This window comes from Bacillus mycoides (assembly GCF_018742245.1).
GTDB classification, from domain to species: Bacteria; Bacillota; Bacilli; order Bacillales; family Bacillaceae_G; genus Bacillus_A; species Bacillus_A cereus_U.
Genome location: NZ_CP036132.1, coordinates 3,133,705 through 3,159,484 on the forward strand (window position 1 = coordinate 3,133,705; position 25,780 = coordinate 3,159,484).

The window sequence follows — 25,780 nt, forward strand, 5'->3', positions numbered from 1 at the left end:
CAGCAACTTACACAGTTGCTGCTTTCTCTTGTTCTTGTTCATGATCCATTTTTTGAATTTCAACACGTTTAATTTGATAAGCATCTTTTTCTAACACTTTAAATTCATAGCCTTCTGCTTCAACGCATTGTCCTTCTTCGATTTCATGATTTTGCATCATAATCCATCCACCGATTGTATCCACATCGTCTTCTTCAATGTGTAATCCAAACAAATCTTTTACTTCTGTGATAAGCACTTTTCCATCAACAATTTTATGATACTCGTTCACATGTTGAATTGGTGGTGCTTCATCTTCATCATATTCATCACGAATTTCGCCGACGATTTCCTCCAATATATCTTCAAGCGTTACAATTCCAGCTGTTCCTCCGTACTCATCATATAAAACAGCCATTGGAATTCGCTTCTTCTGCATTTGCAGTAATAAATCATGAATTGGAGTCGTTTCCATAACTTCAATAATCGGACGCATATACGTGCGAATCGATGATAAATCTTCTTGATCGTTGTTCATATATCGAATAAAGAAATCTTTTACATTGACCATACCGATAATATCATCTTTATCTTCTCCAAAAATCGGATAACGTGTGTATCGTTCATTTTGGATTACTTTCATGTGTTCTTCTACTGAATCTTCAAGATAGAAACCAACGATTTCTGTACGCGGTACCATGATTTCTTTCGCAATGCGATTATCAAATTCAAAGATATTATTTACATACTTGTATTCAGCTTGATTAATTTCTCCACTTTCGTAGCTCTCTGAAAGAATAAGACGTAACTCTTCTTCTGTATGAGCTACTTCATGTTCAGAAGCTGGCTTCAAACCGAATAAACCAGTTACAACACGAGCAGAACCATTCAATACCCAAATAAATGGATACATAACTTTATAGAATATCATTAACGGACCTGCTAATAACAATGTCACTTTTTCAGCTTTTTGAATTGCCATCGTTTTCGGAGCTAATTCCCCGACTACAACGTGCAAGTACGTCATCGTCATAAATGCAAGACCAAATGTTAATACTGATGAGATAGAAGGATTTAAGTTCCATTTCTCAAATAACGGGTGTAATAATTTTTCTATCGTCGGTTCACCTAACCAACCAAGTCCCATCGCTGTAACTGTAATACCTAATTGACAAGCAGATAAATATTCATCTAAATTTGTTGTTACCTTTTTCGCTGCTAACGCACCGCGTTTCCCTTCCGCAACAAGCTGATCAATGCGACTTGAACGTATCTTAACAATCGCAAACTCTGCTGCTACGAAAAATCCAGTAAATGCGATTAAAATCGCAACCATGACTAAATTAAATATTTCCAATGAATCCCCTTAGTTAAAAAACTAAGGTGTCCACCTCCTGTATACTATAATGTTTTCTTATTTGTTCGTTAGAAAACATAGCCCGATACAAAAATTAAAGAGGTCGGATTTCACTTATTCTATAATAATAGAATAAGTGTCTGTATTAAAGCTGTCGTTTGACCTGATAAAGATTTCGATATTTTTTCACGTTGTGAATCAGTCAATTCATCTAAAAGAGGCTTTAACTCCGTTAGCTCTGCTTCTAATCTATGAATATGGTCTGTCACTTCATTCACTTGTTTCGAAACGTGTTCATTGATACCGAGCAGCTTTTTCTTCTCCTCGATTCTCTCTTTAATCTCACAAAGCGGCATATGCATTTCTTTGCACTTCTCAATAAATTGTAATGTCTCAAATGCTGTTTCGTCGTAATAGCGATAATTAGATTGAGATCGCTCCGCTTTTAAGATTCCTAGATTCGTATAATAATCAATCGTTCGTTTCGACACGTGAGCCATGAGAGCCAACTGTCCGATTCGATACACCTTCCCAACGATCTTCCCCCCTTGTTTATATTACTATTATCATACAATACATAAACTGTACAGTCAAACGTGACGGTTTGTTATACACACTTTCATAACGTTCTACAATAATCAGAAGATTAAGTTATAATATCATTATAAAAGAAGAAGGGAGGCCACGCTCATGTACTACAACACTTCATTCGAAAACGATCAACCTGTAGGCCGTCTATAATCTAAGACGGGCATTCATATAATAAAGTGAAACTTTAATCAGTGGGGGGTTTCTTCATCCCCCACTGATTATTAGTTGAACCAATCGGGCATTTACGGGCAGTTGATCCACCGCCTAACTTCTTTGCTTTCGCTGAATTTTGAGGTGGGAGTTTTACTGCCCGTTAATGCGGGACAAGTGCGCCATGCCTCGTCTTAGGGAATAAATCATAACCCTAAAAATAGACGGAGGTCATTCAAATGAAACAAACAATTTTAGGAGCTATATGTTTATCACTAGCAGCAAGTATTTGGGGCGGTATGTACGTCGTTAGTAAATACGTACTCGACTTTATCCCACCACTTACACTCGTTTGGCTACGCTTTATTATCGCTTTTGTTGTTTTATATGTGATTTTGAAAACAACTGAAAAAAAGCAAAAGAAAAAAGTAACCATACACAAAAAAGATTGGCTATTATTCGCTTGGATTGGCTTCATCGGATACTTCATTTCGATTACATGTCAATTCATCGGGACAAAATTATCCGACGCTCATACAGGCTCTTTAGTAACATCAGCTACACCTGCATTTATGGTTATATTTGCAGCGCTTATTTTAAAAGAAAAACTAACCACTCGTAGACTTTTATCTACTATCATAGCGACAATCGGTGTCATTATCGTTATCGGATGGGATATTGAAATCGGCTCCTATTTTATCGGTACAATCATTTTAGTTGGAGCCGCTATTACATGGGCTTTACTGTCCATTTATGTAAAAATCGCTTCAACTCGATTTTCATCTTTAATTATTACAACGTATGCAATATTCTTTTCACTCTTTTTCATTACACCTTTTATGGTGTGGGAATTCCAATCAACTCCTATTGAACATATGAACATGTACGTATTATTAGGAGTACTCTATTTAGGAATCGTCTCAACCGCAGGTGCATTTTTCCTTTGGAATAAAGGATTAGAATTAATGGATGCTAGCATCGGTTCATTATTTTTCTTCTTCCAACCTATCGTTGGTTCGCTACTGGGCTGGCTTTTATTAAATGAAACATTAAGCAGTAACTTTTTCATTGGTGGTATCCTTATTATATGCAGTGTTCTAATTACTACTTTTGAAAAGTAAAAATAGTATAAAAAAACAGGAAGAGACTTAGTCTCTTCCTGTTCGCATAATTGGGTCTTGATCATGGAATCCTATACAAATTGGTATACTACTTTGTACTCCACTACATTCACTTATAAAACTACACACTGTTCTCGCAATTAAATATAAAGTAATACCTACAGCCCTTTTATCTGAATCAAAGCCATTTTCACCATAAATATCAGCTAACTCTCCTAAAGACGGTCCTTCTATTTCATCCGTCCAATCACTGGCCCAATCCTCATCATCTTCTTCAAGAAACATGTAATCGTCACAAATATAGAACTGACTATCCCACTCATTATCAAGATCATACTCAAAATAAATCGCCTTCGCTTCTTCACTTTCAGCAATTTCTAACGCTTCTTTCAAACCAATTCTCATACTTTCCTTGTATAAATCTAATGGAATCAATTTAATGCGCTCCGCATGCTCACTTGATGCTAACGTGCTACAAATATCATAATACTTCGATTCTATTTGAGATACTGATAACGAAAATACGTCTCCCTGCATTCCCTCTAAATACTGAAAAATATCCAAACTATTTCACTCCATACTCTTTACGCAGTCCAATGACCTGGACGAGACAACAATTTCGGTAATTTCGTATGTTTGTCCCCTTTCGCCGCATTAATTTGAACTTGCGTAAGAAAAATACTATTTGTAAAATCTGTCCCGCGAATGTCTGCATCTCGCAAGTCTGCTCCGATGAGATCCGCTCCCCTTAAATTTGCATCTCGTAAATTAGCCGCAATAAGATAAGCCCCTCTTAAATTTGCTCCTTGTAAATCTTTCTTTTTCAGATTCGCTCCCATAAGGTCTGCTCCGCGATGACTGATTCGTTTTTTACGTGCAACATTCATTTCCTTCCATACTAATTCACTCGTCTCTAAAAGGAGAATGTTCACTTCTGCACGGTGTAATGGCACATTTACTTCCATTAACTCATCTGGACTTAAATTCGATAGGCGTTCTGTCTCTTCAATTGCTTTGTTAAGCTCGTTATAAATTGTACGCGTCGCCTTTAAAAGAACGGCTTCCTTCAAATACCACAGCATTTCATGAAGCTGATGTATTACCGGAAAAACATCATACATTTTTCGCGCATGCTCGGCATCTGTCCGCCAATCCATTCCTTTAAACGTAACTTGAGAAGTCTTTTGCCCAGCACCGAAACATTCAAACACTGTACAACCTTTATACCCTTTTCCTCTAAGATCTCTATGTATACTACATTTATAATCTGATTGTAAATTTGCACAAGGTTTACCACCATCTTTATTCACCGCAAAATCTATTGATGCCGCGAACGGTAATGCCACACAACATAATCCAAAACACTTTTCACAATCCGCTTTTAAACTATTGTGATTTACATCCTCTTCTACATGAAAATAATCGTTATGATTAGTCAAAATATATACCCCCTGTTGTCTTTTGACTATTTCATAATATTCCAACTGCACTAAATAATCAATTTTAAAATAAATAGACCTATTTCATTTCAAACAACAACACAATCCTTTTATTTCTTTTCATTTAAAAAGGACTTCCACTACAATATTAATTATAATTAAATTATGAACTTTCGAATAATAAGGAGGATTACAATGGCATTAGAAATGAAAACAAACTGTCAAATTTGCGACCATTCCCTTCAGCCCGATTCTGAAGCATACATATGCGTGTATGAATGTACATTTTGTGCACCATGTACAGAGGAAAGACAAAACGTTTGCCCGAATTGTGGCGGCGAGTTAGTACGTAGACCGAAAAAGAAATAATAAAAAGGCAAAAACGAACAGGAATATGTTCATTTTTGCCTTTTTATTTAACCTTTAAAATTACTTCTATTATTGATTTAAATGATTTTTAACTGCTCTTATAACCAATTCATGATCTACTTCTGGTGGTAATCCTGAGACTGTTATCATCCCAATAACCCCTACGTTTTTTATTTGGATAGGAAAGCATCCACCAAACGCAGCATATTCCGAGCCATCTAAACGGTATTTTTCATGATATGGAACTCCGCTTATTTCACTTTCTATCTGCATATAATACGAGCTATGATTATGCAGGGAAACGACCCGTTTTTTACGCTCAATCCATTTCGTATTTTCCTCAGTTGTCCCTGTCATCTTGAAATGAAATAATTGCACACCATTTTTTGCTATATCAACAGCAATCAATTTCCCCTCTCGCTTTGCTGTTTCAACGATAAATAAACCTAATTGCAAGGCATCTTCATTTGTAAAAGAGGAAAATTGAAGTGTTTCCTCCTCTATTAAAATTTGTTTACTTATTTCACTCAAATTTGAAGTACTCATATCTTTAACCTCCCTAATCGTTTTATATCACATTGGCATTTTTTGAAATTCTCTATAGTACCGTAAAGCTTGTTTTCTTCTTAATGGTGCTATTATGAATTATATTTAACTCATTAAAAATGTATGTACTTTAAAGTGCTATAGGTACTAAACATTTAGTACAGGAATCGTCTACTTCTGTGATTCAGCTAATTCATTATAAGAAGTACAAAAAAAGCAAAGCGCCCACGCTTTGCTTCTTACAGAATTCCTTTTAACTTTTCACAAATTAACTTCGCTAAATACTCATAACCTTGTGGTCCAAAGTGTAATCCATCTTTTTCTTCATCTTCTACGAATATTTTATAATTTTCTTCTTGAATCATCTCAGCATATAAATTAAGAAAATGGCCCCCTGTTTTTCTTGCTACTTCCTCTACCGCCGCTGCATACTGACCGAGTACTTCATTCGTTCTATTACGTTGTCTTTCTTCATCAACTGGTGCAGGACTAATAAGTAATACTTTTTCTGGTGAGATCGCACTTACAATTTTCTCTAAATTTTCTTTGTACGACTGTAATGGAACTGGATCAAATAACACCGAATCATTCGTACCAAGAAAAACTGTTACGAAATCTGGTTCATGCAATAATACATCCTCTTCAATCCTTTGTAGTGCATCGAACGTATTATCACCTGGAACACCTGCATTAACCACTTTCCAATTTGGAAACATCTCTTGCAAACGTGGTGTTAACCTCGGCGTTCCATCAAAAAATGTTTCATCAGCTGTAATACTATCCCCAAAGCATACTAACGTTTTCATAAAGCTAACTCTCCTTTTACGTATGAAACAGCTTTCCTTCTATCGCTTTCATATATCTTTCCGCAGACCGTTCAACTGCCTCATTTGCATTTTCTTTCACTACTCGGTGAAAGGCATTATATAAACGATTAAACTGTAACGACTTCACGCGATTCGCCATTTCCTCCACTTTCCTTGCTGGTAGTGGAATTAAGTTTGGATAGCTGTACATGAAGCTCACCCACTGTTGATCCGCTACAACTTGAATAATATCACCTGTTAATAAAATACCTTTCCCATCATTTCCTTCTTCCCAGTGTAATACAGAACCGCCACTAAAATGCCCTCCGAGACGATGAACAGTAATTCCATCCGCTAATCGTAAAGACTCGCCAGTCCAATAAATAATACGACTACTCGGACGCATCACCCACTCTTTATCATCTTCATGTATATAAATTGGCACATCAAATGTTTCTGCCCATTCTACTTGAGTTGAATAATAATGCGGATGAGATAGTGCAATTGCATCTAATCCGCCCCACTCTTTTATCTTCTCAATTGTCGTTTCATCTAAATAAGTAATACAATCCCATAGTAAACGATATGACTCTGTTTTTACTACAAATGCCGTCTGACCGATCGCAAATTCTGGTTTTGTCGTAATACTATAAAGCCCATTTTCTTCTTCTATAATTTCATTTTTATATGTATCACTCGTTTGCAAGTTTTCTAAAGTCGTCCAAGACTGCCCTTTCGGATTAACATATTGTCTCTCCTCATCACAAATAAGACAACTTACCGGTTCTTCCACACTCGCTGCATACTGCACGCCACACGTTGTACAAACGAAATTATTCATAGTTATTCCCCTATCCCTTTAATTTTTTGCTAAGCTGATATTTGTTGATCGTTTTCTGCTTTTTTATTTTCAATTGATAAGCTTATAAGAGTAATAAAGTAGACAACTGTAACCGCCATAGGAATTACGATAAATCCTTTTTCCGCAAAAAGAATCCCACATACTGACGTTACTAATACAGTTCCTACTGATAATAACCCATAACTTTTACTTTCATAAATCCATACGTACGGTACAAAATGAACACCTATTAACATCGCTACTACAAAAGGTAACCACTCTGGAAATTGAAAATATGCAAGTAATACAAACGGAATATTTAATACATTTATCCCACCAATTACTCCCGCTAAAGTCCCTAGCGGATTTCCTTTCGCAAACATATCAATTTTTAATACGGCAGCTAACATTAGGCCGAAAGGAAACACACAGCCCATACCAATTAAATACACCCACACAACTTGCTTTTCTGAAAGAAAAACACCAGTTATGCTCGCTATACTCCAAAATAAAAGACCAGCTAGTATAACAGGAAATCCCCTCTTCGTTTTTTGTGCTAAATCTCTTCTTGCTTCTGAAATATTCATTTCACTATCTCCCCCTCCCAATATTTGTGCCATCAAGTCGTCTCAATTTCGCCCATCCAATAACGCCAAGCTTCTAAGTAATCTTCTAAATCTTTCGGGTGGTGTCTCAAACATGTATCGATACGCAAATATAAACCTATTACTATTTCTTCATATAAATCTCGGTCCCTTTTACGAAATACACATTGTTTCATCACATACTGAATGGTTTCTTTCGTCAAATCTTCTGGTGTTGAACAGAACGCGTAAATTAAATCGTATATAGGATCTCCTAACACTGGTAAAGGATCAATTACACCGCACAGCTTATTCTCCCGGAATATAAAATTATGGAATCCAAAATCACCATGTACTAAAAATGGCTGATTTATTCCAGTCCCCCTATTTGGACTATTCGCTAGTTTAAGAACAATTCTATACTCTTCCTCACTTATGTAACGTCTTACATTTCCATAAGATTCCATCACATTTGCCGTTAAAAATTCATTCCAAGATTGAACCAGACTTTCTTTCCATCCCCAGCCATCTGCACCTGGAACAATTTTATACTTATTGATAACTTCTTTTACAAGTGTAATAAGCGTACTTCGTTTATGTCCTTGTTCGCACGAAGGACTACCTTCAAGGAAAGAATACACAACATATGTATGTAAAGGTTCTTTATACAAAAGCTTTGAAAATAACGCATTCCCCTCATAAAAAGAAAGAAAATTAGCTTCTTCACGTATTACTTTCGCTTCATTCGATTTCACAACATATCTTCCATCCAACAAATATACAGTACTTGTCGTTCCTCCGCTCAACACTTTCATGCTATTTGGATAATGTGAAATAATCTTCTCATTAACTAGTTGTTTAGCGATTACTGAAATGTTCATTCACTCACCCTTGCATCTGAAGATTCCTTCAATTCAAAAGACAACTTTACTATTATTTGACAATTGCAAGAGAATCCCTTCTAACATCTTAATATTGCAGAAATTAATTTTTATTTTATCAAAACGGCTTCCTTCAAGATTTCATCATATAATTCATTCCATTTATAATGATACGCTGCACTCTCTTCTACTCTAACAAACATCCTTTTATCGGATTCATACTCACCGTCAAACTTATGCACTTCATTAATCTCCATCCGGTAGAACGGCTGATACCCTACTTTTGGATACGGACTATTTTCATTCCAATTTGGATTATCACTATGGTCAACGATAATATATCCAAATAAAGTACATTCCCCTTTCACATAACCTTCTTCCCACGCTTCTCTTTTAAAACATTCTTCTGGTAGTTCCCCTTCTTCTATATGCCCACCAGGAAAGTCCCAACCACGCTGCTCATGGTCTATCAGTAAAACCTTATTATTATGAAAACAAAAACCGTGAACACTCGTGATTCTTTCGTATTCTGGCAATATACAATCTTTTTCCCACGTTAATTTCACCTTTGATTCCCCATAATTTGCATATATCGTTACCATTTCCCTCACTCCAAATGATCTTCATTTAATCTAGTAATTTCTATTGAATTATCTCTTTCTTTTAACTTACGAGCCAAACTTTCTACACCAAACACTTCTGTAAATGTGTGACTACCTACAATCAAATTGATGCCTTTAAATTTTGCATGTTGTACTGTATATAATGTTTTTTCTCCTGTTATGTACGTATCACAACCTTTTTCTAGTGCACGCTCAATAAGGTTTGTATTATTTCCTGCACCTGTTAAAATCGCAATCCGTTTTACTGGCTTATCATGATTTTTCCAACTCTTCACTTTCTCTTCCATTCTCTCTTCAAGTTTTCCAACTAAGTTTGAAAAGGGAATCGCTTCTTTATATTCTCCTATTCCTGGTAGCTCTTCTTCCTCATACGTGGAATATTCCAGTATTGTATCTATCCCAATTTCATTAAATAACGACGTACACGTGCCAAACTTTACAAAATCTAACGGCAAATGAATCCAAAAATGATTCATTTCATATTCTTTTAATTTCTCAATACAAGCCTCTTCCATACCGAATAAAAAGCTCCACGGCGCATGATGTGTAAGTATCATATCAACCCCATTTTGATATGCTTCTTCAATCGTCTCTAGCGTCAAATTTGTCGTGTAACCTATTTTGTGAAATTCCTCTTTACTAATGTGAGTGAAGCCATACTCGTCATCACCGTATTTATTAAGATGCTCTTCAAAAAGAGATGTAATATGTTCTTTAAACTGCGTTATATTCATTTTCATTTATCCTTTCTTCTACTTTTATATTTCAAAAATAAGGAAATACTATTTAACGACGTTACATACATATAGGAGGACAATATGAAACCTGAATTTTTAAAAGCTATACATGAAGCGATCGGAAATGTTGAACATATTCATATAGAAGAAAGTGGCGCAGATAGTTTACTCATTCATCACGATGATGCACAGCAATTAAAACAAGTTGCTGAAACTTTAGAACACAATAATTTCCGCTCTACTATTAGAACAGCTGGGGATGCTTCTTATATTGAAGTGTTGAACAGGTAATGAAAGTCCGGATATATTCCGGTCTTTCTTCTATATCTTCAATTATTACTGCATTTGATAATCTATTTAACATTTTTTGAAAGACCTAAATGCATTTTGAATAATTGAAAGATCGTACATTACCATTTCAATTCACCTACACCCGGCTCAATAAACTTCCCTGACACATCCTCATTCGAATGTATTATCCAATCATATATATTTTGAGCTCCTTCAGCAGGAGTCATATTCGCATCAGAAGCACCAATGTCCGTCTTTAATTTCCCTGGATGAATGGCGGTTACACGAATTCCTTTATCCGCAAACTCTTGCTGTAAACAGAGTGTTAACATATTTTGTGCTGCTTTCGCAATTCGATATGAATACGAAAACTCTCCTTGAGGAAACTCTTTGGCCGCCATTTTATGTAATGACCCTAACCGAGAGGATATATTAATAATTCTCGGATGGTTCGACTTAGTTAAAGCCGGATATGTACCTTTTATAGCTCGAATAACACCTAAACAATGAACGTTAAATAGGTCCGTTAACTCTTCTGAATTGGTACGTAAAACCTCCGTTTCCTTTCCAGTAATTCCAGCGTTATTTATAACTAAATCAATATACTCTGTATACTCCTCAACTTGCTTCTTAATACACTCAGTACTCTCATCATCTGACAAGTCTGCTAATATAGGAAAACATCTAGAAGAAAACATCTGTTTTAACTGTTTTATCGCTTCCACACTTCTAACTAGCGGATAAACGATATGCCCATTCTCATGAAATCCTTTTACTAACTGTAACCCTAATCCTCGATTTCCACCTGTAATAAGTACCCTCATATATCCGTCTCCTTATTTTTATAATAAATAAGAAAATCTGCCCACTTACCATTCCCCATAGAAAACGCCTCTCTCATACATTCAAATGAAAAACCAGCTCTTTCTGCCAAACGAACGGATGGCTCATTATCAACATGTATATGTAATTCGATTCTATGAAAATGAAGGCCATTAAAAAATAACGGCAGCGCAGCTATTACACTTTCTACTCCGTATCCATTTTTCCAATATTGATTATGAATAGAGTAGCCCATCATTGCCCATTGATAGTCCATACGTAAAATTTTTATAAGCTCTAGCTTTCCAATATTGGCGCCATCTTCTTTCTGAAAAATACCTAGAACGTACATTTCATCCCGTCGTGCCGCCTCATCAAATCCTCTTATCCATTCCGTGAACCATTCCTTTGTTGAAGACGACATGTCATGATAGCCATCATCGTATTTATATTGAGATGGTAACCTCTTATTGAATCCATCTAACCAACTTTCATAATCCTCTTTTTGAAATGGACGGATAATCAGTCTCTCTGTCTCTACTTGTAATAGTGGCAGCTTCATTTATATCTCTTCCTTTAATTATTAATTGAATATTCTTTATTATCTTACACAAAATACAAAATCTAGTAAATTATTATGTTTTTTATAAACAAAAATCCAGTTATGCTTTGTACATAACTGGATTTCACTTTTCCTTATATATTAGAATACTTCTTATTCATAACATATTGCACATACTCAGGTGCACTTTTATTAATCGCTTCATCACTTAGTTTATATTCCGCACCATATAAATAAAATGATGGTATAAATTCCATTCCTGTATATAGGCATGTAGCGTGAAACGGTTTCGTTAACTCATCCATTGTAATCCCGCTATTTTTATAGTCTTTTTCTAATCCCCCTATAGAAATAGCTACACCAAATTCTTTCCCCTTCACTTTATCCCCTTTTGATCCGTACGCAAATCCATATGTTAATACATCATCAAACCATTTTTTTAATAATGGTGGTGAACTATACCAGTAAAGCGGAAATTGGAAAATATATCGATCGTGTTCTACTAACAGCTTTTGTTCCTCTTCAATATTAAACTCCCAATTCGGTGCCACTTTATATAATTCATGTACCGTTATTTCATCCGAATATTTCTCAAGTTCTTCTATCCATCTTTTATTAATTCGTGATTTTTCAATATCAGGGTGTGCTACAATTACAAGTGTTCTCATCATTTTCCATCCCCTTTATAAATTAATCAATCCTTTACGTATTAGTATGTATGAGTTACATATAATTGAAAAGTACGTACTTTAAAGTGCTATAGGAACCTTAAAGTACCTTTGGAGGTGTTATATGAATCAAAATGATGACTGCCCAATCGCAACGACACTCGACGTGATCGGCGGAAAATGGAAAGTTCATATTTTATGTGTTTTGACGGATGGAAAAATGCGAACAAATGAAATCAAACGAGAAATTCCAAACATTACGCAAAAAGTTCTCACACAACAACTTCGGCAACTTGAGGCTGATGGGATTATCCATCGTACTGTATATCAAGAAGTACCACCAAAGGTTGAGTACACAATAAGCGAACATGGAAAATCTTTAATGCAAATTATGAATGAACTATTAGAATGGGGAAAAGACCATCAAATAAAAAAATTAAATGACTAAAAGAACCATCTCAACTTTGTTACATCTTCTATGTCAAGAGTTCTTCTGAAATTTTATAATAGGGGTATCGTCATATCACTATTAAGCTAGCAAAAAATACCCCTAAAATGAAAAAAAGCTTATTTCTCAAAGGAATTAACTGTAGTGAAAGAAAATTACATATTCTTATAAATATAGCCCTTATGTAAAATTCTAAAAATTCATGGGAACAGAATTGCTTTCTTATCCTCATCTTACTGTTGAATTCAAGCAAGTCAGCATTTAAACCAAGCTTAATAATATTGCTTTTGTACGATTATCCGTTACTTCATAATAAATTTCTAATCCTTTCCGAGTACCTGTAACGATTTTAGCAGCTCTTAGTTTGGATAAATGTTGACTAATTGTACTTTGAGGCATTTGTAATGTTTCATACATTGTTGTTACATTAGTAGGGCCTTTTGTGATCATTATTTCTATTAAAGATAAACGGGCAGGATGCGCCAATACCTTCAATGCTTCAGCAACCTCTTCATACATTTCTTTTTTTACTTTCATATTTCTTACTCCCCTTTTATATAAATATTAATGATATCCGTATATATAATTCGAAAGGATATACGATTTTATGTCCGTCAATTAAAAAATTTAAATATTAAAAATCCCTTCAGTTTGAAACTAGAGGGGTTTATTACCATAAAACGAATTCCCATCTTCAATATTCTATAGATTCTTCTTTTCATTCCCTTGATGTTGTGTGGTAGGAACGTTTTTGTCCTCATTTTCAGGCCCGTTATTTTCGTTTATATTTCCTTGCTGTGATCCTCTACCGTTATTCTCTTGCTCATGTCCATTATTTCCTTGAGACCCTCTACCATTGTTCTCTTGCTGGTGTCCATTATTTCCTTGAGATCCTCTACCGTTATTCTCTTGCTCATGTCCATTATTTCCTTGTTGAGATCCTCTACCGTTATTTTCTTGCTGGTGTCCATTATTTCCTTGCTGTGATCCTTTACCGTTGTTTTCTTGCTGATGTCCATTATTTCCTTGCTGTGATCCTCTACCGTTGTTTTCTTGCTGGTGTCCATTATTTTCTTTTTGAGGCCCTCTACCGTTGTTTTCTTGCTGGTGTCCATTATTTTCTTTTTGAGGCCCTCTACCGTTGTTTTTTTGCTGGTGTCCATTATTTCCTTGCTGTGGCCCTCTACCGTTGTTTTTTTGCTGGTGTCCATTATTTTCTTTTTGAGGCCCTCTACCGTTGTTTTCTTGCTGGTGTCCATTATTTTCTTTTATTTGCTTCGGTTGCTGTTCCTTGGATTGCTTTTGTTCTATATGCTCCTGCTTCTCGTATCTTTCTTCTTTTACAGGAGACGAATCCGATGATACATCAGGAGATGACTTTGGTTGCGAATGTATCTCCTCATCGCGCTCCTCTTGATTAGACGGCGGCGTAGGTGGAGTAAGCGATTTCTGCTTCTCCTTCTCTTGCTTTATATAAACACCTGTGCCAACTCCTGCTTTCTTGGCATTCTCCCGCATTTGCATCGTACTGCTTTGATATACGACTGTAACGTGTTTTGTCTCATACTCTTTCTTTAATTTTTGCATAGCCTTTTCCAACTGTGGTTCTAGCGACTTGTCCTTTGTAACAGCTGTTAGCATAACTTGCTTATCATTCGTTAAGTACTTATCCTCTTGACTCTGCTTTATAATAGTACGTATTACGTCTTGCAGGTCTTTATTTTCCCATCGTTTCATTTCTTTTAAAATACGCCTTCCATCATCATTACAAGCTCGCAAATCTATAACACGAAGATCCTTTGTTACGCTCACCTCTAAACTTGGATTTATATCCACTGAGACATAAGCAAATACTTTTTCTTCCGGTTGGTTGTAGAAAAACAGCAACACACATAGAAAACAAGTAACAAGTAATGATGCAGGCTTTAAGAAAGAAGGGATTGAATAACGCGGTGCTCTTTGCTCTTGTTTGTTAAACGAGATTTCCTCTCCAATCATGTAAGAGTGTACTTTTCTTTTAAACGTAATAAACTCTCCATTTGGAGTTAAAACAACTACGCTATGTTTTTTTATATCCATCACAATTCCTTTATTCATCATGCTTCTCCCCTCTTATATAATCAAGAATATATGTATAGTTGTTTGCAAAAATAATACACATCGCAATAATGTATTTTCTATGTCGCTCCAACGTTTTACGACTTACCCTAACACGTGGTTCAATATGTTTCAGCGGTAACTTTTTCTTTCTGAACAGCTCTTCCATCATTTTCTCGTCTTTTATAATAATCTTTACAATTTCTCTTAAGTGCTCACGCGTATCACGATGCTTAGGAGATTCCTTAGCAAGCTCTGAAAATGTGATTTTAAACTCAGCTAGCACACTTTGAAAATGAAGAATTTCCTCCTTACGGTTACTATTTTCCATCTCTTTCATATACTCCGTAAGCGATACTTGCATTTCTAATATTTCCTCTTGCTTATCTTCTTTTAAAAAGACAAGATTATGCTTAGACTCCTTACGTATATAGTCAATTACATCTCTTTTTATAAGAAGATCAGCAAACGCTAGAAAAGATTTCCCTTTTTTATATGAATATTGTTCAATTGCTTCGTTAAACGCAAACAACCCAATGCTATATTCATCATCCTGTTCTGTAATATAACGGCGGCAGACAGACGAGATTGATTTTCTAATAAACGGCTGATACTGTACGATAAAAGCTTCCTTATCTCCTCCGTTGTTTTGTATGTTAAATACGATATCTTCTATTTTCGTTTTTTTTAAGATCTTCATTACTAAACTCAACACTAGTAATCTCCCTGCCTCCTTCTGCTTCAAATAGCAAAATGGTCACTAAACAAGTGACCATTTAACCACATTTTCTTAGTACTTTTCTTTTGGGTTGTCTCTTTGCTATTACTCATATTTTTCGAGGCCGACTTTTTTAGATGACTATTTTTTCCACTTGCACTAAAGTGAAGTCTATATTTTGTACTGCTTTCTTGTTTTCTTTTGCAATACCACTTGTTCTTCTTGCTCTTTTTCTATTTTATCTGCAATCTTTGAATAACTCTTCTCTATATTTTTGGTAATTTTAGCTTTTTCTTTCATTTGCTTTCTTCTACTTATATATATTCGAAGGAATAAATAATTTTATGGGGGTCAAAAAAATATCTTTTATAAAATAGTTATTTTTTCAAAAATAAAAACCATCAATTTGAAAAAAGATTGTTCAAATTGATGGTTTTCTTTTAATATTTATTAATTTTTTATAACTAAGTTGAATCATGTCAGCCTTTAATTATTGTTATCCTTTTTTCTGTTGCTTCTACTACAAGATTTTATCGGCCACCAATCCACTAAAAACGTACAGTAGACCGGATTTACTTTTGACATAATTCCCGTTCTCGGAAGTAAGGATTTAAAAGTAACCTATCCATAGTGATATTAAAGTTACTACTAACAGGGCAAGAAGAAATATGATATTTCGAATCCACTTTTGTATATCATCAAAATACCGTTCTACAAATGCAACGTTGATATAAAACATGAGAAATACAACAAAGAAGGTAAAGTTACCAAATTTATCGTTCAATTTTTCATTGGTAAATGTGCTTACATGAAGGAATAGTAAAGCAAAAATTACTAAGAATAACTCAAATAGCCTTTTTTTGCTCACCCCACCACCCCCTTATAGTAATTTCCTTTTGTTTCATTTTATAAGAACATCGCGTGTAGCAGACTATGAATATTATACTTATGTAAAAAAAGGCTAACAATTCAAGATTGTTAGCCTTAATCGCATCTTTTAAAAAAATAACTCAATACAACAAATGACGGATTCTTCAACTTATACTATATTCTCCTTTTATTACAAAAAACGAACCCCGAATTGTTCCAGCAAGTTTAGACTTCTGCCTAGCAAACTTAAATTTCTCTTCTAACTCCTTTGGTATCTCCATTCCATCAGAAAGCTTAAATCCAACAGCCCGCTTCTTCGGGTTATCCAACGTATACATGACGTTGACTGCAAGACCATCCTCATAGAAGACATAGGCAAATTTAATATTTTCCACTTGAAAAAGCGATGTTTCTAAAGGTTTTGCCGCAAACTCAATATCACGTTCTTCTTTCAAAACGTAGTTCACGTAATCTAGAGTCTCCTCGTTTTCACTAGCTGGTACAACCGTAAATTCATGCTTGTATTTGTTCATAAAGTAACGTGCTTCATGAGCACGTAAACCAGCAAGCGCTTCTACTATGGGTGAAGACTCTAAACCAACTGTAGTTACATTTTTAAAATCAACGATATAGGACAATTTCATCTCTCCTTTTAACTATTTACTTCCTAACAACCGGAATCCACATTTCACCAAATACTAAGCCGTTTCTCTGCCCCATCTCAACCGTTGTATTTGGCCCACCAACATAGGCAAAATCCTTTGCTTCTGGTAAGACTTGACCAAAGGCAATGCCAGTAAGCTTATTACTTAGCTCCTCAGCCGTCTTGCCTTCCCCTTTAACTACTAAATATTCCCCCATAGGAAACTGGATAACTCTAGATTCTTCTTGTATTTGTGCCTCTGTCATAACACCAGCATAATACATCATCTTGTTATTCACCGCTTCGCTCACAGAAAAAATGTAATCATTTGTAGCTAAATCCTTTAAAGTGTCAAGCCTTCCATCTTGTTTAACGGCCTCCCAAAAGTCTTCTTTTTCTTTATTTATTCCAGCAAAGTCTGTGTATTCGCTCTTAAGTTCAGTTCCAATACCTAACACGATAAAGCTATCTTTTTCTTCCAAAGTATAATTTTTCATATTCAAAACCTTCCTCTTTTTAAATTAATCAAATGATTTATCTTTTCATCTGATGAGTTTATAATATCCTTAAATCATGTCAAAAAATGATACTGTTTAGGAGACCAACATGAAAAAAGTTGAACGGATTAATACCATCATGCGGTACATCAACAACCGCTCCCACTTTACAATTTCTGAAATTATACGAGAATTTAACATCTCACGATCGACAGCTATTAGAGACATTAGAGAGATTGAAGCCATGGGGATGCCGCTCGTCGCTGAAGTTGGAAGAGATGGTGGCTATTTTGTCATGCATAACTCTATCCTGCCCGTTGTTCGCTTTACTGATAATGAGGTCAAAGCTCTTTTTATTGCCTTTATGGCCACAAGAAATCAACAACTTCCCTATCTAAAGAGTCGTAAGTCTTTAGCCGAAAAACTACTAGGACTCATCTCAGAAATCCAGCAAGATGACCTTGTTCTTTTAAATCAAATCTTGCTTTTTGAAGGGACTAACCCTCATAATCCTGACCTACTTGAGCTTTCTGACCTCCCCCATCCTATGTTAGAAAAACTCATCCAAATCCTTCTTTTGGATAGCCATTTATTGATTACCATAAAAGAAGAAGCGGAAATCAAGTCTTATCCAATTTATCTACTACACCTTTATCAAGAAAAAAGCCATTGGATAATTGAAGTCTTTGACATAAAAGAAGAAAAAAAGAAGATGCTCCCTGTCGATCATCTCATCAATGTCGAACCCTATACGATGAAAAAGAGATTAAGTAAGAAAAAGATTTTAGAAAAACTCAGTAAGAAGGACGAAGCAATCAACCTTGTACTTGAACTTGGTCCAAAAGCGATTGCCCAGTTCAAAAAATACCATCCTTTAAAAATTTCTATTTCCTATACAAATCCTTATCAATCCACAGCCATTTTAAAGACTTTTATCAATGTTAACAATCTCGATGAATTAACAGAAATAACAAATTGGCTACTTTTCCTAGGTAAGGATATCAAAATTAGGGAAGTGCCTGAAGAATTGTTAGAAGGTTTAAAAGAGAGATTATGTTTATACTGCCCATAAGCAGTGACCAGTTACACTCAAAATAATATTGAGTTTGACTAGATGCCAGTTACCCCTATTTAAATACCTAGTAAAAACATTTTATTCGTTACCGCTACTTTAAACGCTCTTCTAAGAATAACGCCAACACAAAAAAAGACATGAACTAATCTTTTATCTAGGGTGAAATATTTATAATCAAACTACTAAAAAGGTATTACATTTTAATGATGTAGTGCCTTTTTTATTGCAGTTACATTTAAATATCTATGGTATTATATGTAATATAATAATCAAAATGTAGGTATAGGAGGTTATATATGAGATATGTTCAGGTATCTTCAAAAACATATAGGGATAATACAGGAAGGAGTATAGACTTTCCTACTCTTCTAGTTGAGTATAATGGAGAAACAATGCTTTTTGAACAATTACACAGATATCAAATAAAGAATCGTAGTAAAAGCAGAACTTGGCATAAGAAGTTAGTACAAGCTGTTGGACTATTGCTTGATTATATGGAAGCTAATCAGAAATATTATTCTTCTCCAAAAGAATTCTTTGATACATTTACGGAGTCTGTTTATTCAGGAACAATAAATGAAGAAGGTTTAGACCCTTCGGGGCTTTATTGGTTACCTAAAAGAGTTGAAACAGCAAATATGCTTTTATCTGCTTTAAATGGGTTATCAGATTGGTTATATGAAGAATATGGAGCTGTTCAATTAAACCCTTGGAGAAAAGCCACAAGATACGAAGAACGACTTAACTGGATGGCACAGATAAACAAAAGTCAGAACTCATTTCTAGGACATTTAAATGATGTTCATGAAATCTCTGAAACTGCAAAGTTAGCTCGCAATGCTGTTAGAAGAAGAAAACCATACTCATCAAAAGGAGATACAAAAGCCTTCCCCGAAAATAAAATACATGAGCTCCTATGGGAAGGGTTTAAGAATACAAGAAAGAACTATGAATTAGACCTTGTTGACCGTTATAACTGGCGTGATATTGCCATTACTATACTGATGCATGGCGGTGGACTTAGGCATAGTGAAGTATTTCATTTATGGGTACAGGACGTATTCCTTGACCATGAAGACCCAAATCTTGCTGTGGTACGAATCTATCATCCAAGCGAAGGAAGAGCCCCGCAGGATTTCAAGAACCCTACTACTGGTAAATATATAACAGACAGAGAAAGCTATCTGTTGTTAAAATATGGTTTACTTCCACGCAATATGTATTCCGCACAGGACAAACGATTTGCAGGGTGGAAAGAGCCAAGACTTGATAACGATGAAGATAAATACATGCATGTTTACTGGTTGTCAAAGGAATGGGGATACATCTTTATGTATGTATGGAAAATGTATATGGTAAAAAGGTTAAGAGGTGGAATTAAGGATACTCACCCATTTGCCTTTGTCTCACATTCGCCTAAAACACTAGGAGAAATGATGCCACTTAGGACTCAGAGGGAGTCTCACGAAAAAGCGGTTGAAAAGATTGGTTTGACAGTCGGAAAGAAAGATGGCACTACTCCACACGGACATAGACACGCATATGGTCAAAGACTTAAAAATGCCAATATACCTGACGGCATCAAACAAATTTCCATGCACCACAAATCCATAGAGTCTCAGAACGTATACACAGAGCCAACAGTTGCAGATGTTACAGCTTCACTAAATAATGCCACTGCATCTTTGGATAATGGTTGTGTACTTCCAATGCAGACTGAGATTGATGCATGGATGAATGAAGAAACTAAACAGCAGAACAGATACAGATATAGGAGAAAATAAATGGGAAGAAAAAGTTATGATAATTTTTTTAAGTATAAAATGATTGAAGAACTTTGCAAAGGCAAATCATCAAATGATATTGAGCTAGAATATGGTGTTAAACATACTACTGTTCTGAACTGGCTCCGAGATTTCATTAAAAACGGAGCTTTTGGTGATAATGCATTATCGCCAAAAGAAAATCTGAGGCTTGAACAGTTAAAGGAAAAAGCCAAGAAAAGAGAACTTGAGTTAAGGTTTCATGGAACGACTAAGAGTGAAAACCTCGAATGGCTTTTAGAATATGATTCTGATTTACAGCAATGGAATGAATATGCATCGGAATGGGTAAAAACGGTTGTAAGAAACAAATCCTTAACACTTAAATCTCTATCAAACTTCTTTAAAAAATATGTTATTCCCTATAACATCACTAGGTCTGCGCAGGAGTTCATTTCAATAGAATATGACACCCCAGATTTTTACGAAATTATTTATGCAGAAAGAGGCTCACAATCCCTTGCTTTAGTTGAAGCAAAAAAGAATGTTGAATTTGTTGACTGGATTATTGAGGAGAAGTTTTCGGTTGAAGATGATTTAGGAAACAAACTTATTCCAGCAGAATTTAAAAATCCTCTAACAAAATACTTACCAGACTATGTAAAATCATCGCAACGTAATGAATCAGATAAGAATGTTCTGCCTTATAGGTACATAAAAGACCTTCGTAATATACTCTGTCCTCCAAATGCAACCTGCTTTAGAGACTTGAAATTTGCACAAAGTGCAAGCGATTCAAGTAGAGCAGGTGGTGATTGGTTCATTGTTGATAAGTCTGTTATTGATAAAAATGACACAGACTGTGTTTACAGATTCAGAAAAACTTCCAAGTATGACCAGAGAAGAAAAGGACTTTCTGAAGAAGTATATGAGATGTGGTTTCCGGGGACTACTGTGTTGCTTTTGACAAAACTCCTTCTTCCTTTGAGAACTTATCAGGTGCGTATGCTTGACAGTGGAGAAATGGATACTTATAAGTATGTGCAGTCTATGCGAAATGTGGCTGGAGAATGGATTAAGAATGATTCACATTTAAGTCAGGGTACAAAAAGAAATCCTTTTGAAAGAGGAGTTCTTCGTAAATTCAAAGACAAAACAACGCAGCTTGAAATGACAGGTTTTTTTATCAACACGAATAAAACAGCAGACATCAACAAAGAGGAATCCGATAAAGGTTATGACATTCCTTGGCAGTACGAAGAAGCACAATACTGGCTTGCAAAACTTAGGGATTGGCAGATGAAGTACAATCCTATTTCTCAACCTGCAAAATGGGCAGACATGAAAAGAAACCACTTAGGACAGATAAAAGATGTAAGGATTTTAAAACAAATGGGGGAAATCACATTTCTTTTCAGAAATCCTACTTCAATAGGACAGGAACACTTGCCAATAGGAGTACATGGACCGGATTCTTTTTGGTATAAGACACTTAAACAGCTTGAGGTTCAACTTAAAGAAAATACAGCATCCGAAGAAGAAAGAACATTAAAATTTGTGCGTCCAGACCGTGGAGATATGACTTATTATCCCCTTCATTCACTCAGAGTATCACTTATAACTGCCTATGCTCTTGAAGGTGGAGTTCCAATGCCTATTCTTTCAAAGGCTATCGCAGGTCACGCAAGACTCATTATGACTCTTTATTATACAAAAGCAGGTATTTCATATGTTACAGATACAATGAATCAGGCTGAAAAGAGCATTCTTGAAAATGATAAAGAAGCTTTTGATAGATTTATTAGAGATGCAAAGTATGAACAGTTAGAAACAAGTGTAGCTGCCAATGATCCAATAGCTTATCAGGCAGTAATCAACGCTCAAAAATCAGGTGCAAGTATTATTATAAGTGATAAAGGAATTTGTCCTAAAGGCTGTTTTGGATGCGATTCAGGTGGCACATATGTTAATGATGATACGGATAAAATCACTTATGGTGTTGTTCCGGGTTTTCCAGAGCAGAACTGTGTCAGATGTAGATGGTTCGTAACTAGTCCTGCTTTTCTTCCTGGCTTAGTGCATCATTTTAATACCATAGGCTACAATATGGGCGAAACAGGAAAACGAGTGATTAAATATCAGCATGATATAGAACTTTTAGAAAATGAAAAATATGAATGTGAACTTAATGGAACCATATTTACAAAACATCATGAATTGCTTAAATATGAGCAATTATATACACAGGAGATACAGAAGAATGATAAGCTAGCAAACGATTATAATGCCACTCTTCGCCTTATTGATAAGTGCATGAAGTTAATCAAAGAAACATCTTCTGATGATGGATTTCAGCTTGTTACCGTAGGTTCTATATCGGATGTTGGAATTTCTATTGACAACGTTGAACATGAACTTGAACAGCTTCAAATCATCTGTAATGGGGCGGAACTGTTTCCTGAAACAGATGCAAGCAAGGTAGTTCTTCAAAGGTCTCAAATCATAGATCTAACATTAAAAAATAACAATAAAATGCCCGTTATGTTCTCATTAACAGAAGAAGAACAGCTCATAGCAGGAAATCAATTCATGAGGCTTTTGATTAATCGTGCAGGTAGTTTAAAAGATGCCATTCCTTATGCAATCGGGCGTAAGAAACTTGAAGAAATCGGGTTTGAGAATGAGTTTGTTAATCAACTTAAATCTGTGACTTTAAACGGTAATTTATTACCAATATAGATAGTTCTACTATTGATTAAGAATAATTTATGTATTGGAGGATATATGATGGAAATGCATCCAGATGAACTGTTCTTAAAGTTTTACGAGAACGCTTCTACAAGGAAAAAGAAAACATTAGAACTCATAAATAATGCCTGTAAAAAACAGTCCGAGTCTGACATAAAAGATTTTTCCATTGGCACCATAGCCAGACTGATAGCAGATGATGGCGGTCCAAGTGAACAAGCACTTAGAAACAAAAATGCCGAGGATTACAGAGTTTTGATAAGCCAGTGGGCTGAATACTATAAAACTACCACTAAAAAGCCTAAAAAAGAAAAGAGAACAACCGTAAACGATGATATCTTAGCAAGTATCTCCGAACCAACAACCAAAGCATTGGTTGGTATGCTTATGGCAGAGAATAAAAAGCTCAAAAGAGAAAACTCTCTGCTTAAAGAACAAACAACTTTTACGATTGATATGCGTCCTATAAACGATCTAAGCAAAAATAAGGATGTCGTTATAGTCGAGCCTTCTTATAATCTGACAGATACTGAAATAGATGCAATGAGAAATGCCATATCAAACGAATTTATGAACCATCAGGGATGGACTACCGATAATTATGGCAGAGTAAAAGAAAACGGCATTCAGGTATATAAGGCAGGATATGTAACTGCCATACAAAAAATTCTTAATGAAATATAAATGTAGCTTTAAAATAAAGTTTGAACAAAAACACCTCGTAAATCCTTACACTAAGATTAATAAGAAGCATCCATTTTGAAAAAAGATTAATCAAAATGGATGCTTCTTTAGCATTTTTTAGTTTGCTTATTATAAAAAAGTATGATCATATTCAACAGCGTTACTTCATAAACGCGCCCGATTGTTGAAGATCGTTTTTCTTATTGAACTAACGCATCTGTTCGTTAAGTTTAACTCTTCACAATTACTTGATATTATATAGGTGAATAGAAAGATAAATTAAAATTTAGTTTAGTAGTTGTAAAAGTAGGTTATTTATATTATTCTATTATAATTTTTCAAAAAGGAGAGTTTATGAAAAAGATTATTGTTTTTGTATTAACGATATTTATATTATTCTCAGGATTCGCAACACAAAGTTATGCGTTGTCTGATTCGAAATCTGCGGCAATACAAGCGTTGCTAGATGATGCCTCTCGTATATCAGGTGTGCCGGCAATGTCAATCTCAATACTTGCTGATGATGAAGTGTTCTACTTTTCTTCAGGGTATGCTGACCGTGAAAAGGGGTTGTCTGCAAGTGAAAATACACTCTATGAGTTAGCCTCGGTCAGTAAAGCTTTTACCGGTATGGGTATTATGCTGTTGGAAGAGCAAGGGCTGCTCTCAATGAATGACCCTGTCCAAAAATATTTACCTTGGTTTACGTTAAAGTATCAAGGGAAACCTGTTGATATGCAAAGCCTTACACTAAATAACTTTCTTCACCATACCAGTGGTCTAACAAATATTAGGCATACTCAAAATATTCCACAAGGCAATACACCGGATATGTTGCAAAAGACTGTGGAAATGCTCGTAGATACTGAATTGGCGTTCCCTCCCGGTGAACAGTATAACTATGGAACCGTTAATTATGACGTATTGGGTTTGGTTATTGAGATTGTGTCGCGACAAAGCTATGAAGACTTTATGAGGGAACAGGTATTTCAGCCGTTAGGTCTTCACCAGACGTATGTTTATAAAGAAGATGCTCAAGCCACTGGACAGTTGGCACAGGGCTACCGTTCTTCCTTTTTTATGACAACTCCATTTAAAGCTCCGGATTATGCTGGGAATAAGCCCGCAGGCTACATCATTTCTAATACAAAAGATATGGCGCGTTGGATGGGCATACAGATGGGTATTGTGCAGGACATACCCGAAATATTTCACACGGTTATCGAAAAATCACATAGGGGTGATATGTCTGTTTCGGCTGTCAACGATATGTATTATGCGGCAGGCTGGTCGGTAAACGCCGACCAAACGATTATAGAACACACTGGGGGCAATCCAAATTTCAGAACCGAAGTAGTCATACTGCTAAATGAACGAACAGCCGTCTGCTTGCTGAGCAACGGCGCAAATACCAATATAAACCTGGTACTAAAAGTTAAAGATATACTAGACGGCAATCTAACTCAGTCATATGAAATAAGCGGCACACAGCTTTTGGATATCATTTTGTCGTCTATCACTATTATTCTTTGCCTATTGGCCGTTCTCCTATTTCTCTTAGGATTACGCAGAAGGAAAACGAATGAGCGGCAGCCAATGACAAAAAAGAGAATAATCGTAACAGTTATTTTCCTGATCGCTACGATTGCCCTGGGTATACTGTGCTGTGCTTTCGATTGGTCAACGATACTTATTTGGCAAACATATAGTGTTCTTACAGCTTTGATTTCGTCAGCATTATTAACAGCAAGCATTACATGGTTTGTATACACTCACCGATAAAATACCTAGCTCCCAAGATAAACATAATGTTAAGTAATTAAATTTCAATTTATCGGTATGCTTAATTTGAAAAACATAAGACACTTCG

30 protein-coding genes are annotated in these 25,780 nt (G+C 35.5%); 9 read left to right on the plus strand and 21 right to left on the minus strand.

The window, feature by feature from the left end; translation table 11 throughout:
• Nucleotides 1-7: 7 nt before the first annotated feature.
• Complete coding sequence (locus EXW56_RS16065) at nucleotides 8-1,336, minus strand: hemolysin family protein (RefSeq protein WP_002199834.1); 1,329 nt, start codon at nucleotides 1,334-1,336, stop codon at nucleotides 8-10.
• Between the two features lie 119 nt (nucleotides 1,337-1,455).
• On the minus strand, nucleotides 1,456-1,863 hold the full coding sequence (locus tag EXW56_RS16070) for a MerR family transcriptional regulator (protein WP_033710905.1): 408 nt from the start codon (nucleotides 1,861-1,863) through the stop codon (nucleotides 1,456-1,458).
• A gap of 453 nt (nucleotides 1,864-2,316) precedes the next feature.
• On the opposite strand from EXW56_RS16070, the gene EXW56_RS16075 reads away from it, so the two are divergent.
• Nucleotides 2,317-3,198 carry a DMT family transporter gene (locus EXW56_RS16075; protein WP_002161071.1) on the plus strand — a complete coding sequence of 294 codons (882 nt, stop codon included), beginning with the start codon at nucleotides 2,317-2,319 and terminating at the stop codon, nucleotides 3,196-3,198.
• Between the two features lie 27 nt (nucleotides 3,199-3,225).
• On the opposite strand, the gene EXW56_RS16080 is transcribed toward EXW56_RS16075, so the two are convergent.
• Both EXW56_RS16080 and EXW56_RS16085 read right to left on the minus strand, forming a co-directional pair.
• Nucleotides 3,226-3,762, minus strand: coding sequence for a hypothetical protein (locus EXW56_RS16080; protein WP_215596760.1), 537 nt, complete (start codon nucleotides 3,760-3,762; stop codon nucleotides 3,226-3,228).
• Nucleotides 3,763-3,782: 20 nt separating this feature from the next.
• Nucleotides 3,783-4,637, minus strand: a complete 855-nt coding sequence (locus EXW56_RS16085; protein ID WP_215596761.1) for a pentapeptide repeat-containing protein — start codon at nucleotides 4,635-4,637, stop codon at nucleotides 3,783-3,785.
• Between the two features lie 195 nt (nucleotides 4,638-4,832).
• Here EXW56_RS16085 and EXW56_RS16090 point away from each other — a divergent pair, with 195 nt between their 5' ends.
• Nucleotides 4,833-5,006 carry a DUF1272 domain-containing protein gene (locus EXW56_RS16090; protein ID WP_001162783.1) on the plus strand — a complete coding sequence of 58 codons (174 nt, stop codon included), beginning with the start codon at nucleotides 4,833-4,835 and terminating at the stop codon, nucleotides 5,004-5,006.
• 69 nt (nucleotides 5,007-5,075) lie between these two features.
• Here the strand turns inward: EXW56_RS16090 and EXW56_RS16095 are convergent, their stop codons facing one another.
• From EXW56_RS16095 to EXW56_RS16125, 7 genes are all read right to left on the minus strand, one after another.
• Nucleotides 5,076-5,552 carry a heme-degrading domain-containing protein gene (locus tag EXW56_RS16095; protein WP_002199830.1) on the minus strand — a complete coding sequence of 159 codons (477 nt, stop codon included), beginning with the start codon at nucleotides 5,550-5,552 and terminating at the stop codon, nucleotides 5,076-5,078.
• A 239-nt stretch (nucleotides 5,553-5,791) separates the two neighbouring features.
• Complete coding sequence (locus tag EXW56_RS16100) at nucleotides 5,792-6,358, minus strand: SGNH/GDSL hydrolase family protein (RefSeq protein ID WP_215596762.1); 567 nt, start codon at nucleotides 6,356-6,358, stop codon at nucleotides 5,792-5,794.
• Nucleotides 6,359-6,374: 16 nt separating this feature from the next.
• Nucleotides 6,375-7,199, minus strand: coding sequence for an MBL fold metallo-hydrolase (locus tag EXW56_RS16105; protein ID WP_215596763.1), 825 nt, complete (start codon nucleotides 7,197-7,199; stop codon nucleotides 6,375-6,377).
• A 29-nt stretch (nucleotides 7,200-7,228) separates the two neighbouring features.
• A complete protein-coding gene (locus EXW56_RS16110; protein WP_215553658.1) occupies nucleotides 7,229-7,786 on the minus strand; it encodes a DUF7010 family protein in 558 nt (185 codons plus the stop codon).
• 32 nt (nucleotides 7,787-7,818) lie between these two features.
• Nucleotides 7,819-8,664 carry a phosphotransferase gene (locus tag EXW56_RS16115; RefSeq protein WP_215596764.1) on the minus strand — a complete coding sequence of 282 codons (846 nt, stop codon included), beginning with the start codon at nucleotides 8,662-8,664 and terminating at the stop codon, nucleotides 7,819-7,821.
• Between the two features lie 110 nt (nucleotides 8,665-8,774).
• Nucleotides 8,775-9,266 carry an NUDIX hydrolase gene (locus tag EXW56_RS16120; RefSeq protein ID WP_215596765.1) on the minus strand — a complete coding sequence of 164 codons (492 nt, stop codon included), beginning with the start codon at nucleotides 9,264-9,266 and terminating at the stop codon, nucleotides 8,775-8,777.
• A gap of 5 nt (nucleotides 9,267-9,271) precedes the next feature.
• Complete coding sequence (locus EXW56_RS16125; RefSeq protein WP_215597582.1) at nucleotides 9,272-10,021, minus strand: Nif3-like dinuclear metal center hexameric protein; 750 nt, start codon at nucleotides 10,019-10,021, stop codon at nucleotides 9,272-9,274.
• 84 nt (nucleotides 10,022-10,105) lie between these two features.
• On the opposite strand from EXW56_RS16125, the gene EXW56_RS16130 reads away from it, so the two are divergent.
• The gene (locus tag EXW56_RS16130) at nucleotides 10,106-10,315 is read left to right on the plus strand and encodes a hypothetical protein (RefSeq protein WP_002066340.1); all 210 of its coding nucleotides are present in this window, start codon (nucleotides 10,106-10,108) and stop codon (nucleotides 10,313-10,315) included.
• A 119-nt stretch (nucleotides 10,316-10,434) separates the two neighbouring features.
• Here the strand turns inward: EXW56_RS16130 and EXW56_RS16135 are convergent, their stop codons facing one another.
• From EXW56_RS16135 to EXW56_RS16145, 3 genes are all read right to left on the minus strand, one after another.
• On the minus strand, nucleotides 10,435-11,139 hold the full coding sequence (locus EXW56_RS16135; protein ID WP_215557245.1) for an SDR family NAD(P)-dependent oxidoreductase: 705 nt from the start codon (nucleotides 11,137-11,139) through the stop codon (nucleotides 10,435-10,437).
• Nucleotides 11,136-11,699, minus strand: a complete 564-nt coding sequence (locus EXW56_RS16140; protein WP_002199821.1) for a GNAT family N-acetyltransferase — start codon at nucleotides 11,697-11,699, stop codon at nucleotides 11,136-11,138. Before EXW56_RS16140 ends, EXW56_RS16135 begins: the two co-directional genes overlap by 4 nt.
• A gap of 134 nt (nucleotides 11,700-11,833) precedes the next feature.
• Entirely contained in the window at nucleotides 11,834-12,367 is a 534-nt protein-coding gene (locus EXW56_RS16145) for an NAD(P)H-dependent oxidoreductase (protein ID WP_215558622.1), read from the minus strand.
• Between the two features lie 124 nt (nucleotides 12,368-12,491).
• On the opposite strand from EXW56_RS16145, the gene EXW56_RS16150 reads away from it, so the two are divergent.
• Complete coding sequence (locus EXW56_RS16150; RefSeq protein ID WP_002199819.1) at nucleotides 12,492-12,815, plus strand: winged helix-turn-helix transcriptional regulator; 324 nt, start codon at nucleotides 12,492-12,494, stop codon at nucleotides 12,813-12,815.
• A gap of 261 nt (nucleotides 12,816-13,076) precedes the next feature.
• On the opposite strand, the gene EXW56_RS16155 is transcribed toward EXW56_RS16150, so the two are convergent.
• The 7 genes from EXW56_RS16155 to EXW56_RS16180 all read right to left on the minus strand — a co-directional run bounded on the left by EXW56_RS16155 (nucleotide 13,077) and on the right by EXW56_RS16180 (nucleotide 17,640).
• A complete protein-coding gene (locus tag EXW56_RS16155) occupies nucleotides 13,077-13,352 on the minus strand; it encodes an ArsR/SmtB family transcription factor (RefSeq protein ID WP_002199818.1) in 276 nt (91 codons plus the stop codon).
• A 165-nt stretch (nucleotides 13,353-13,517) separates the two neighbouring features.
• Nucleotides 13,518-14,912, minus strand: coding sequence for an anti-sigma-I factor RsgI family protein (locus tag EXW56_RS16160; protein WP_286097518.1), 1,395 nt, complete (start codon nucleotides 14,910-14,912; stop codon nucleotides 13,518-13,520).
• Nucleotides 14,905-15,627 carry an RNA polymerase sigma factor SigI gene (sigI, locus tag EXW56_RS16165; RefSeq protein ID WP_002199815.1) on the minus strand — a complete coding sequence of 241 codons (723 nt, stop codon included), beginning with the start codon at nucleotides 15,625-15,627 and terminating at the stop codon, nucleotides 14,905-14,907. Before sigI ends, EXW56_RS16160 begins: the two co-directional genes overlap by 8 nt.
• A gap of 174 nt (nucleotides 15,628-15,801) precedes the next feature.
• Nucleotides 15,802-15,930, minus strand: a complete 129-nt coding sequence (locus tag EXW56_RS27855) for a hypothetical protein (RefSeq protein WP_256416133.1) — start codon at nucleotides 15,928-15,930, stop codon at nucleotides 15,802-15,804.
• Between the two features lie 310 nt (nucleotides 15,931-16,240).
• Nucleotides 16,241-16,498, minus strand: coding sequence for a DUF3963 domain-containing protein (locus tag EXW56_RS16170; RefSeq protein WP_215596766.1), 258 nt, complete (start codon nucleotides 16,496-16,498; stop codon nucleotides 16,241-16,243).
• A gap of 166 nt (nucleotides 16,499-16,664) precedes the next feature.
• The gene (locus EXW56_RS16175) at nucleotides 16,665-17,144 is read right to left on the minus strand and encodes a hypothetical protein (protein ID WP_033716701.1); all 480 of its coding nucleotides are present in this window, start codon (nucleotides 17,142-17,144) and stop codon (nucleotides 16,665-16,667) included.
• 16 nt (nucleotides 17,145-17,160) lie between these two features.
• On the minus strand, nucleotides 17,161-17,640 hold the full coding sequence (locus EXW56_RS16180; RefSeq protein WP_033714001.1) for a GyrI-like domain-containing protein: 480 nt from the start codon (nucleotides 17,638-17,640) through the stop codon (nucleotides 17,161-17,163).
• 109 nt (nucleotides 17,641-17,749) lie between these two features.
• On the opposite strand from EXW56_RS16180, the gene EXW56_RS16185 reads away from it, so the two are divergent.
• The 5 genes from EXW56_RS16185 to EXW56_RS16205 all read left to right on the plus strand — a co-directional run bounded on the left by EXW56_RS16185 (nucleotide 17,750) and on the right by EXW56_RS16205 (nucleotide 25,692).
• Nucleotides 17,750-18,712: a helix-turn-helix transcriptional regulator gene (locus tag EXW56_RS16185; RefSeq protein WP_215596767.1), complete on the plus strand. Its 963-nt coding sequence runs from the start codon at nucleotides 17,750-17,752 to the stop codon at nucleotides 18,710-18,712.
• A gap of 299 nt (nucleotides 18,713-19,011) precedes the next feature.
• Entirely contained in the window at nucleotides 19,012-20,499 is a 1,488-nt protein-coding gene (gene gmtY, locus EXW56_RS16190) for a gamma-mobile-trio recombinase GmtY (RefSeq protein WP_215569004.1), read from the plus strand.
• The gene (gene gmtZ / locus EXW56_RS16195) at nucleotides 20,500-23,217 is read left to right on the plus strand and encodes a gamma-mobile-trio integrase GmtZ (RefSeq protein WP_215596768.1); all 2,718 of its coding nucleotides are present in this window, start codon (nucleotides 20,500-20,502) and stop codon (nucleotides 23,215-23,217) included. It abuts the gene before it with no gap.
• Nucleotides 23,218-23,265: 48 nt separating this feature from the next.
• On the plus strand, nucleotides 23,266-23,910 hold the full coding sequence (gene gmtX / locus EXW56_RS16200; protein WP_215596769.1) for a gamma-mobile-trio protein GmtX: 645 nt from the start codon (nucleotides 23,266-23,268) through the stop codon (nucleotides 23,908-23,910).
• A 354-nt stretch (nucleotides 23,911-24,264) separates the two neighbouring features.
• On the plus strand, nucleotides 24,265-25,692 hold the full coding sequence (locus EXW56_RS16205) for a serine hydrolase domain-containing protein (protein WP_215569007.1): 1,428 nt from the start codon (nucleotides 24,265-24,267) through the stop codon (nucleotides 25,690-25,692).
• The last annotated feature ends 88 nt before the right edge of the window (nucleotides 25,693-25,780 follow it).

Bases quoted from the DNA above. Each gene is read 5' to 3' on its own strand.
- EXW56_RS27855 (WP_256416133.1), bottom strand. From the start codon at position 15,930: ATGAAAGAAAAAGCTAAAATTACCAAAAATATAGAGAAGAGTTATTCA.
- EXW56_RS16175 (WP_033716701.1), bottom strand. From the start codon at position 17,144: ATGAAATTGTCCTATATCGTTGATTTTAAAAATGTAACTACAGTTGGT.
- EXW56_RS16105 (WP_215596763.1), bottom strand. From the start codon at position 7,199: ATGAATAATTTCGTTTGTACAACGTGTGGCGTGCAGTATGCAGCGAGT.
- EXW56_RS16090 (WP_001162783.1), top strand. From the start codon at position 4,833: ATGGCATTAGAAATGAAAACAAACTGTCAAATTTGCGACCATTCCCTT.
- EXW56_RS16110 (WP_215553658.1), bottom strand. From the start codon at position 7,786: ATGAATATTTCAGAAGCAAGAAGAGATTTAGCACAAAAAACGAAGAGG.
- EXW56_RS16160 (WP_286097518.1), bottom strand. From the start codon at position 14,912: ATGAATAAAGGAATTGTGATGGATATAAAAAAACATAGCGTAGTTGTT.
- gmtY (WP_215569004.1), top strand. From the start codon at position 19,012: ATGAGATATGTTCAGGTATCTTCAAAAACATATAGGGATAATACAGGA.
- EXW56_RS16075 (WP_002161071.1), top strand. From the start codon at position 2,317: ATGAAACAAACAATTTTAGGAGCTATATGTTTATCACTAGCAGCAAGT.
- gmtZ (WP_215596768.1), top strand. From the start codon at position 20,500: ATGGGAAGAAAAAGTTATGATAATTTTTTTAAGTATAAAATGATTGAA.
- EXW56_RS16155 (WP_002199818.1), bottom strand. From the start codon at position 13,352: ATGAAAGTAAAAAAAGAAATGTATGAAGAGGTTGCTGAAGCATTGAAG.
- EXW56_RS16140 (WP_002199821.1), bottom strand. From the start codon at position 11,699: ATGAAGCTGCCACTATTACAAGTAGAGACAGAGAGACTGATTATCCGT.
- EXW56_RS16125 (WP_215597582.1), bottom strand. From the start codon at position 10,021: ATGAATATAACGCAGTTTAAAGAACATATTACATCTCTTTTTGAAGAG.
- EXW56_RS16095 (WP_002199830.1), bottom strand. From the start codon at position 5,552: ATGAGTACTTCAAATTTGAGTGAAATAAGTAAACAAATTTTAATAGAG.
- EXW56_RS16150 (WP_002199819.1), top strand. From the start codon at position 12,492: ATGAATCAAAATGATGACTGCCCAATCGCAACGACACTCGACGTGATC.
- EXW56_RS16100 (WP_215596762.1), bottom strand. From the start codon at position 6,358: ATGAAAACGTTAGTATGCTTTGGGGATAGTATTACAGCTGATGAAACA.
- EXW56_RS16205 (WP_215569007.1), top strand. From the start codon at position 24,265: ATGAAAAAGATTATTGTTTTTGTATTAACGATATTTATATTATTCTCA.
- EXW56_RS16115 (WP_215596764.1), bottom strand. From the start codon at position 8,664: ATGAACATTTCAGTAATCGCTAAACAACTAGTTAATGAGAAGATTATT.
- EXW56_RS16185 (WP_215596767.1), top strand. From the start codon at position 17,750: ATGAAAAAAGTTGAACGGATTAATACCATCATGCGGTACATCAACAAC.
- EXW56_RS16120 (WP_215596765.1), bottom strand. From the start codon at position 9,266: ATGGTAACGATATATGCAAATTATGGGGAATCAAAGGTGAAATTAACG.
- gmtX (WP_215596769.1), top strand. From the start codon at position 23,266: ATGGAAATGCATCCAGATGAACTGTTCTTAAAGTTTTACGAGAACGCT.
- EXW56_RS16180 (WP_033714001.1), bottom strand. From the start codon at position 17,640: ATGAAAAATTATACTTTGGAAGAAAAAGATAGCTTTATCGTGTTAGGT.
- EXW56_RS16130 (WP_002066340.1), top strand. From the start codon at position 10,106: ATGAAACCTGAATTTTTAAAAGCTATACATGAAGCGATCGGAAATGTT.
- EXW56_RS16135 (WP_215557245.1), bottom strand. From the start codon at position 11,139: ATGAGGGTACTTATTACAGGTGGAAATCGAGGATTAGGGTTACAGTTA.
- EXW56_RS16145 (WP_215558622.1), bottom strand. From the start codon at position 12,367: ATGAGAACACTTGTAATTGTAGCACACCCTGATATTGAAAAATCACGA.